Source organism: Pseudomonas sp. 18175, assembly GCF_050432925.1.
In the GTDB taxonomy this organism is placed as follows: Bacteria; Pseudomonadota; Gammaproteobacteria; order Pseudomonadales; family Pseudomonadaceae; genus Aquipseudomonas.
The window spans coordinates 93,024-99,470 of record NZ_JBKFTO010000025.1 but is presented as its reverse complement, the minus strand read 5'-3'; the positions used below and the strand labels follow the sequence as shown (position 1 = coordinate 99,470).

9 protein-coding genes are annotated in these 6,447 nt (G+C 59.4%); 5 read left to right on the top strand and 4 right to left on the bottom strand.

Going from position 1 to position 6,447, the window contains the following annotated elements; all coding sequences use genetic code 11:
• Positions 1-160 precede the first annotated feature (160 nt).
• Positions 161-448: a PA4642 family protein gene (locus ACLD1Y_RS26340; protein ID WP_016976601.1), complete on the top strand. Its 288-nt coding sequence runs from the start codon at positions 161-163 to the stop codon at positions 446-448.
• A 104-nt stretch (positions 449-552) separates the two neighbouring features.
• Here ACLD1Y_RS26340 and mqo read toward each other — a convergent pair whose 3' ends face one another.
• Together mqo and ACLD1Y_RS26330 are read right to left on the bottom strand one after the other, a co-directional pair.
• Positions 553-2,091, bottom strand: a complete 1,539-nt coding sequence (gene mqo / locus ACLD1Y_RS26335) for a malate dehydrogenase (quinone) (protein WP_429480658.1) — start codon at positions 2,089-2,091, stop codon at positions 553-555.
• Positions 2,092-2,818: 727 nt separating this feature from the next.
• A complete protein-coding gene (locus ACLD1Y_RS26330; RefSeq protein ID WP_429480657.1) occupies positions 2,819-3,052 on the bottom strand; it encodes a hypothetical protein in 234 nt (77 codons plus the stop codon).
• Between the two features lie 195 nt (positions 3,053-3,247).
• On the opposite strand from ACLD1Y_RS26330, the gene ACLD1Y_RS26325 reads away from it, so the two are divergent.
• A complete protein-coding gene (locus ACLD1Y_RS26325) occupies positions 3,248-3,832 on the top strand; it encodes a YajG family lipoprotein (protein WP_185708379.1) in 585 nt (194 codons plus the stop codon).
• Between the two features lie 57 nt (positions 3,833-3,889).
• On the opposite strand, the gene ACLD1Y_RS26320 is transcribed toward ACLD1Y_RS26325, so the two are convergent.
• A complete protein-coding gene (locus tag ACLD1Y_RS26320) occupies positions 3,890-4,099 on the bottom strand; it encodes a hypothetical protein (protein ID WP_078731597.1) in 210 nt (69 codons plus the stop codon).
• A gap of 183 nt (positions 4,100-4,282) precedes the next feature.
• Between ACLD1Y_RS26320 and ACLD1Y_RS26315 the strand changes: the two genes are divergently transcribed.
• Positions 4,283-4,540 carry a hypothetical protein gene (locus ACLD1Y_RS26315; protein WP_429480656.1) on the top strand — a complete coding sequence of 86 codons (258 nt, stop codon included), beginning with the start codon at positions 4,283-4,285 and terminating at the stop codon, positions 4,538-4,540.
• A gap of 154 nt (positions 4,541-4,694) precedes the next feature.
• Here ACLD1Y_RS26315 and ACLD1Y_RS26310 read toward each other — a convergent pair whose 3' ends face one another.
• Positions 4,695-5,858: a 1-acyl-sn-glycerol-3-phosphate acyltransferase gene (locus ACLD1Y_RS26310; protein WP_429480655.1), complete on the bottom strand. Its 1,164-nt coding sequence runs from the start codon at positions 5,856-5,858 to the stop codon at positions 4,695-4,697.
• A gap of 132 nt (positions 5,859-5,990) precedes the next feature.
• On the opposite strand from ACLD1Y_RS26310, the gene ACLD1Y_RS26305 reads away from it, so the two are divergent.
• Entirely contained in the window at positions 5,991-6,173 is a 183-nt protein-coding gene (locus tag ACLD1Y_RS26305; protein ID WP_429480654.1) for a CPXCG motif-containing cysteine-rich protein, read from the top strand.
• An 11-nt stretch (positions 6,174-6,184) separates the two neighbouring features.
• Positions 6,185-6,445: a putative signal transducing protein gene (locus tag ACLD1Y_RS26300; protein WP_429480653.1), complete on the top strand. Its 261-nt coding sequence runs from the start codon at positions 6,185-6,187 to the stop codon at positions 6,443-6,445.
• Positions 6,446-6,447: the final 2 nt, after the last annotated feature.

Sequence of the window (6,447 nt, the reverse complement as noted above, 5' to 3'; positions counted from 1 at the left end):
GCTTGCCTGCGATAGCGGTCTGTCAGTTGAAATCTATTGCGCTGACACACCGCTATCGCAGGCAAGCTAGCTCCCACAGGCGTGTTTGGTTGTTTTCGAAGGAGGTGTCCGGCAGGTAGACTTCCAGTCCCGTGTAAATGTCTGCAGGCTGGAGTCGGTAATGCGTAAAGATAAGAAACAGGTGATTGGTGACGAGATCGGCGACGACCAGATCAAGTTGTTCCTGGACTTCGAGCCGGTTGACGCGACTTCCCCGTCCCTGCACAAACTGATCAAGGCCTACCGCGGCTTGCGTATCGACGATTTCGAGCGCTTCCTTGGCTTTTTCAAGGAAGCGGGCCTGGATCTTGACGGCAAGGACGAGCATGGCCAGACCTTCGTCGACCTGATCAAGGACCAGCGCAACGCGGACGAGTACATCGAACTGATCGAAAACGCTCGCGGCTGATTTTCCGGCCCATAAAAAAACGCCCTGACCTCATGCAGAGGGCGGGGCGTTTTTGCTTTTACTGTAGGAGCGAGCTTGCTCGCGAAGAATCTAAGAGCGCCGCGTTATTCCATATGCGCTGCGTTATCGTTGACGTTTTTCGCGAGCGAGCTCGCTCCTACAGGTTCAACCAGCTCCAGGCTGATGTTGTTCTGCGCGTTGATCTTGCGGTACAGCTCGGCGTCCGTCTCCAGAACCTTTTCCCGTGCCGGGAAGATTTCCTGCAGCTTGGCAGCCCATTCGCCTGCAGCTTTGCCCGGGAAGCACTTCTCGATCAGTTCCAGCATGATCGAAACGGTCACCGAAGCACCCGGGGATGCGCCCAGCAGCGCTGCCAGCGAGCCGTCTTTGGCCGCCACCAGCTCGGTGCCAAATTGCAGCACGCCGCCTTTCTTCGGGTCTTTCTTGATGATCTGCACCCGTTGGCCGGCCACTTCCAGGCGCCAGTCTTCGGCTTTGGCCTCAGGGTAGAAGCGACGCAGGGATTCCAGGCGCTGCTCCATGGATTGGCGCACTTCGCTGACCAGGTACTTGGTCAGGTCCATGTTGTCGCGGGCCACGGCCAGCATCGGGCCGATGTTGCCGGCGCGAATCGACAGCGGCAGGTCAAGGAACGAGCCGTGCTTGAGGAACTTGGTGGTGAAACCGGCGTATGGCCCAAACAGCAGGGATTTCTTGCCATCGACCACACGGGTGTCCAAGTGCGGCACGGACATCGGCGGCGAACCCACGGCGGCCTGGCTGTAGACCTTGGCCTGGTGGTGCTTGACCACTTCCGGGTTGTCGCAACGCAGCCACTGGCCGCTGACCGGGAAGCCGCCAAAACCTTTACTTTCTTCGATACCCGAAGCTTGCAGCAGCGGCAGGGCCGCGCCACCGGCGCCGAGGAACACGAACTTGGCGTCGACTTCACGGCTATTGCCGCTGTTGACGTCCTTGATGCTCACGGTCCAGCCGGCGCCGTTGCGCTTGAGGCCGGTGACGCGCTTGCTGTACTTGACCTGGGCGTCTGGCGAGCTGGTCAGGTGACCCAGCAACTGGTTAGTCAGGGCGCCGAAGTTGACGTCGGTACCGTTGAGCACGCGGGTGGCGGCGATTTTTTCGTCGACTGGACGGCCCGGCATCATCAACGGCATCCACTCGGCCATTTCGCTACGGTCTTCGGTGTAGCGCATATCCGAAAACGCGTGGTGTTGGCTGAGGGATTCAAAGCGCTTCTTGAGGAAGTCCACGCCTTTTTCGCCCTGCACGAAGCTCAGGTGCGGCACCGGGCTGATAAAGGACTTGGAGGAGCCAAAGGTGCCCTTTTTGGTCAGGTACGCCCAGAACTGCTTCGACACCTCGAACTGGGTGTTGATGTGCACGGCTTTCTTGATGTCGATGGAGCCATCGGCGGCCTGCGGCGTGTAGTTCAGCTCACACAGCCCGGCGTGGCCGGTGCCGGCGTTGTTCCACGGGTTGGAACTTTCCGCGGCACCCGAATCCATCAGCTCAACGACTTCCAGCTTGAGGCCGGGGTCGAGCTCTTTGAGCAATACGGCCAGGGTGGCACTCATGATGCCGGCCCCTACCAGTACTACGTCGACTGCTTCGTTATGCGCCATTTAACGCGTCTCCAAAATCTGCAGCACCAAATTGACGGCATGGCTGCCAGGAGTGACGGGGCGGTTCACGTGTTGCCCCAGGTTACCCATGGCCAGGATCGCCATGTCCGTTTCGCAATTCTTTGCAACTTCAGCACACGCTTCCTGCCGGGCTAATCTGCCTATGAACGCATTCATGGGCGCCTGTGGCAATTCGACTTATGGTCAAAGCGTGCGATTCGTGCAACCAATCCGTAGCGGACAGGCTCAAGCTCCGGTTTTTAAGGCGTGCTCGGTCCTGTGTGGTGGGGCTGTTCCAGACGCTGATGGTGCTTGTACAAACGCCAAACTATTCATTTGCTCGCCACACTCTTGTGAAGTTGTGAAAACCCGTTTTTTTCACGCTCTTTTGAAGACGTGAACCTCAAAAAAGGGCTGCCCCAGCCTGGCACCTGGCCCGGATACCTTGCCGACACGCGGCAAAACGGGCAAACAACTCAAGTGGCCGAGCGCAATGGCAGCTCTGGCAGATTCGATATAAAGACGGGTGGTTTGCAACGAAAACAGCAAGCACGCCAGCTCTATTCGATCTGTGTGGGCGGCTCTCTGTGGGCGATTGGTGGGTTAATGCCGGGGCATTAACGATGCTGCGGGGCCCGATCAGGAGACGTCCTTATAATCGGGGGGAGATTGTAGCGAAGAACGCCAAAGAAATGGGCGTGTTTTATGACTTTTATTAGGTGTTCGGTCAGGCGGCCAACGGCTGGTGGCGGGGCGACCGTACTGGGCGTGGGCTCACACGGGCATGGGCCGGCAGTGGACGGTGCATCCAGCTCAGGCGAATCTCCTCGATTTCCACCCAGCCAGCACCTACGGGAGGCTCGATGCACGCTTTGAACGCTTGGCAACGGCCTTGGGCATCGAGCAGGGCAAACTGGCGAAGCGCGGGCTTGCGGGTAAACAGCGACCAGAGAAAATGCATGGCGATCAACCTCCTTCAGATTGAAGCCAAGCATGCCTTGGCGGGATGACGAGCCGATGTCTCGGCTGTGACATCTCGGTGACATCGAACCGCTGCCGCCCTTACAGGTCTGAGGTTGTAAGTGACGCTGGTTCACGGCAATGGCGCACCGCTATACTGCCGACCTGTCGGTACCTGAATTCTGGAGAGAAGCGCATGTTGCAACGCCTGTTGTTCGGTTTGATCACTGTGACCAGCTTGACCCTGGTTGGCTGCGCCAACAGCCCGCAGCAACTGAGCCCGGAACCGAAACTCACCACGCAGTTGGCCCCAGTGGGTCATGGCCAGCCGGTGTCGGTGCGTGTGGTGGACGGTCGTCCGTCGCCAACCCTGGGGTCCCGTGGCGGCCTGTACCCGGAGACCGCACTGGTATCCGTGAACGCGCAAGACGTGCTGCCCAAGCTGCAAGCCCAGGCCGAAGCGGCCGTGCGCTTGCTGGGTTTCACCCCGGCCAACTCCCCAGGCGCGCCGCAGTTGACCATCACCCTGGCCGAACTGAAGTACCAGTCGCCTAAAGAAGGCCTGTACGTGACCGAAGCCTCCATCGGCGCAACCTTCAAGTCCGACGTCACCGCCGGCACCCGCCGCTACAGCGGCCGCTACGGCGCATCGCTGAACCAGCGTTTCGGCATGGCACCGAACCAGGAAACCAACACCAAGCTGGTCAGCGACGTGTTGAGCGACGCCTTGACCCGTCTGTTCAAGGACCCAAGCATCGGTTCTTTGCTCAGCTCGCAATAACCGATCCTTAAAAAAACCGGGCCCCGCGATGGGCCCGGTTTTTTTTCGTCTCCAGTTTTAGGCGGCAGTGTCGATACAGAAGTCCAGCAGGCTCACCCCCGTCAACAGATCGGCCTCCGGCAAGTCGGCATGCTGGTGCCCGCCAAGGGCGCAATACACCAGCCAATGGCGATCCTGGACGTTGAACGCCAGGCCGCCGATCAGCGCCTCCTGCTCATCGCTTTGGGCTATCAGATACAGCCGATCCTGGTTGTGCGCGTGCAGCATGACAAGCTCCTGAACGTTCGAAGGGCAACAGAGTGGCTTGTTAAGGTGACGTTCAGGTGACGCCGTAAATTACTGGATACATTAGCCGTTCGTGGGGGATGGAGCGTTTGCGGCGCTGGAGGCCACTATCGTTCAGGTTTGTATCTGGACTGATACCCAGACACTGTTTTACCGAGGTTTTTGATGGCGCTGCATGCACTATTGATCAATGTTGTTGCTTTGGCCGTGGCTTTCCCGGGTGCAGCGTTGCTGTTCATCACACGCCTGCGCGAACAGCGCGCGATGGCCGAACTGACCGCGCAAAGTGAAGACCGCCCCATTGACCAGCCGATGCTGTTTCTGGATGTGCGCACCGAGCGGGCGCATCGTTTGGCTTATCGGATTGGGTTTGCTTGCCTGGGGTTGGCATTGCTGACCTCCTGGATCAGCACCCGGCTCTAAAGCACACCACAAAACCAATGTGGGAGGGGCGGTGCGACGATTCGACTTGCTCGCGAATGCGGTGGGCCAGCCAACATCTCTGTGTCTGACATACCGCCTTCGCGAGCAAGCCCGCTCCCACATAAGCCCGCTCCCACATTTTTTGCTTCGGTGTTTACAGCGGGATACCCGCCTTGACCCGGTACTGATTCCGCACCGGCGTCGCATACTGCACCACCAAAAACGGCCGGTGCTCCGCCGGGCATTCATTCAAGCGTCGCTCCCATTCCGCCTTGGCCTTGGCCAGCTCATCAGCCGGGAACACTTCGGCCGCCGTCGGTACTTGCAACTGCGGGTCGGCATCGCTCCACTGGGCATACGCCAGGTAGTGCACCGGAAACAGGCGATAGCCGCCGAGAATCTGCCGGTCCATTTCCACGGCCAGCAACTTGGTGTCTTCAAAGCGCTCGGTGATCGGCGGCGCAAAGTTCACGTGCACCCGGCCTTTGTAGCCGGTGATGCCCAGGGCAATGCTCACGTCATCTTCGCCCGGCGCCTTGCTGTAGGTGCCCGTGGTGGCGCGGATGTACAGCTCGCGGGCCTTGGCTGAGTCGCACGGGTCGTACTCGTAGCTGATGGACACCGGGGTCAGGTTCAGTGACTGGATGACCTCGGCGAACGGCTCGTCCTTGCGGCTGACGTGGAACATCTTGAGGATCGCCGACTCGGTGCGATCATCCCCATCCTTGGCGCGGCCTTCGGCCTGGGCGATCCAGATCGACTCGCAGTCGTTGCGGATCGAATGGTTGATATAGGCCGACAGCAGGTTGAACGCTGCCATCTTCTCCTTTCGCCCGGTGATCGAGCGGTGCACGATAAAGCTCTTGTTCAGGCGCATCAGGTCGCTGACAAACGGCTTTTGCAGCAGGTTGTCGCCGATGGCGATGCGCGGCGTCGGCAGGCCGGCGTGGTACACGGCGTAGTTGACGAAGGCCGGGTCCATCACGATGTCGCGGTGGTTGGCCAGAAACAGGTAGGCGGTGCCGGACTTGAGTTGCTCGACGCCGGTGTAGGTCACGCCGTCGGTCGCGCGGTCGATGGTGTGGTCGACGTAATACTCGACTTTGTCCTGCAGCGTGGCCACGGTGGTGACGCCGGCAAATTCACGGCGCAGCTTGCGGGCGATCATCGGCTTGAGCAGCCAGCCCAGGGCGCCGGCGAAGCGCGGGAAGCGGAAGTGGGTCAGGATGTCCAGAAAGGCCTTGTCACTGAACAGCCGGTCCAGCACTGCCGGGACTTCGCTGTCGTTGTAAGGTCGGATGGTATCGAATTGGCCCATCATGCTCTCTTGTTAGAAACGGCTAGGGTAAGTAAAGGAAACATCAGGGTGCGGCTCGAGTAATGGGCTCGGCCGGAAATAGCCCTGTAAATAGACCGGCGATTATACGCACAAGTCACCTTGGAGGCTGCGATGCTGGAAAACGCGACGTACGATTGTCCTTATTGTGGTGAATACGTTGAGACGACGGTGGATTTGTCCGGTGGTGACCAAACCTATATAGAGGACTGCCAAGTCTGTTGCCGCCCGATCGTTTTCGATCTACAGGTCCATGGTGAAGAGTGGATGCTTGAAACCCGCAGCGAAAACGAATAACAGGTACACCCATGCAGCGAATCTACGAACCGGAAAACCTGATGGAGGGCGAGTTGTTGCAGCAAATGCTCGCCAGCGAAGGCATCGAGGCGCATCTGGTGGGGCGCCATTTGCTCGGAGGCACTGGCGAACTGCCGATTTTTGGCCTGCTGGGTCTTGAGGTGGACAACGACCGGGCGCTGGATGCCCGTGAGCTGATTACCGCCTATATCGGCGCGCAGCCGATGCCCGGTGATGAACCCGACAGCTTCCCCGACGTGCTGGTCTGTTAGGC

What these genes read in the sequence shown, in the direction of transcription:
- ACLD1Y_RS26305 (WP_429480654.1), top strand. Translation starts at nt 5,991, where the DNA reads ATGCTGGAAAACGCGACGTACGATTGTCCTTATTGTGGTGAATACGTT.
- ACLD1Y_RS26315 (WP_429480656.1), top strand. Translation starts at nt 4,283, where the DNA reads ATGGCGCTGCATGCACTATTGATCAATGTTGTTGCTTTGGCCGTGGCT.
- ACLD1Y_RS26300 (WP_429480653.1), top strand. Translation starts at nt 6,185, where the DNA reads ATGCAGCGAATCTACGAACCGGAAAACCTGATGGAGGGCGAGTTGTTG.
- ACLD1Y_RS26325 (WP_185708379.1), top strand. Translation starts at nt 3,248, where the DNA reads ATGTTGCAACGCCTGTTGTTCGGTTTGATCACTGTGACCAGCTTGACC.
- ACLD1Y_RS26310 (WP_429480655.1), bottom strand. Translation starts at nt 5,858, where the DNA reads ATGGGCCAATTCGATACCATCCGACCTTACAACGACAGCGAAGTCCCG.
- ACLD1Y_RS26340 (WP_016976601.1), top strand. Translation starts at nt 161, where the DNA reads ATGCGTAAAGATAAGAAACAGGTGATTGGTGACGAGATCGGCGACGAC.
- mqo (WP_429480658.1), bottom strand. Translation starts at nt 2,091, where the DNA reads ATGGCGCATAACGAAGCAGTCGACGTAGTACTGGTAGGGGCCGGCATC.
- ACLD1Y_RS26320 (WP_078731597.1), bottom strand. Translation starts at nt 4,099, where the DNA reads ATGCTGCACGCGCACAACCAGGATCGGCTGTATCTGATAGCCCAAAGC.
- ACLD1Y_RS26330 (WP_429480657.1), bottom strand. Translation starts at nt 3,052, where the DNA reads ATGCATTTTCTCTGGTCGCTGTTTACCCGCAAGCCCGCGCTTCGCCAG.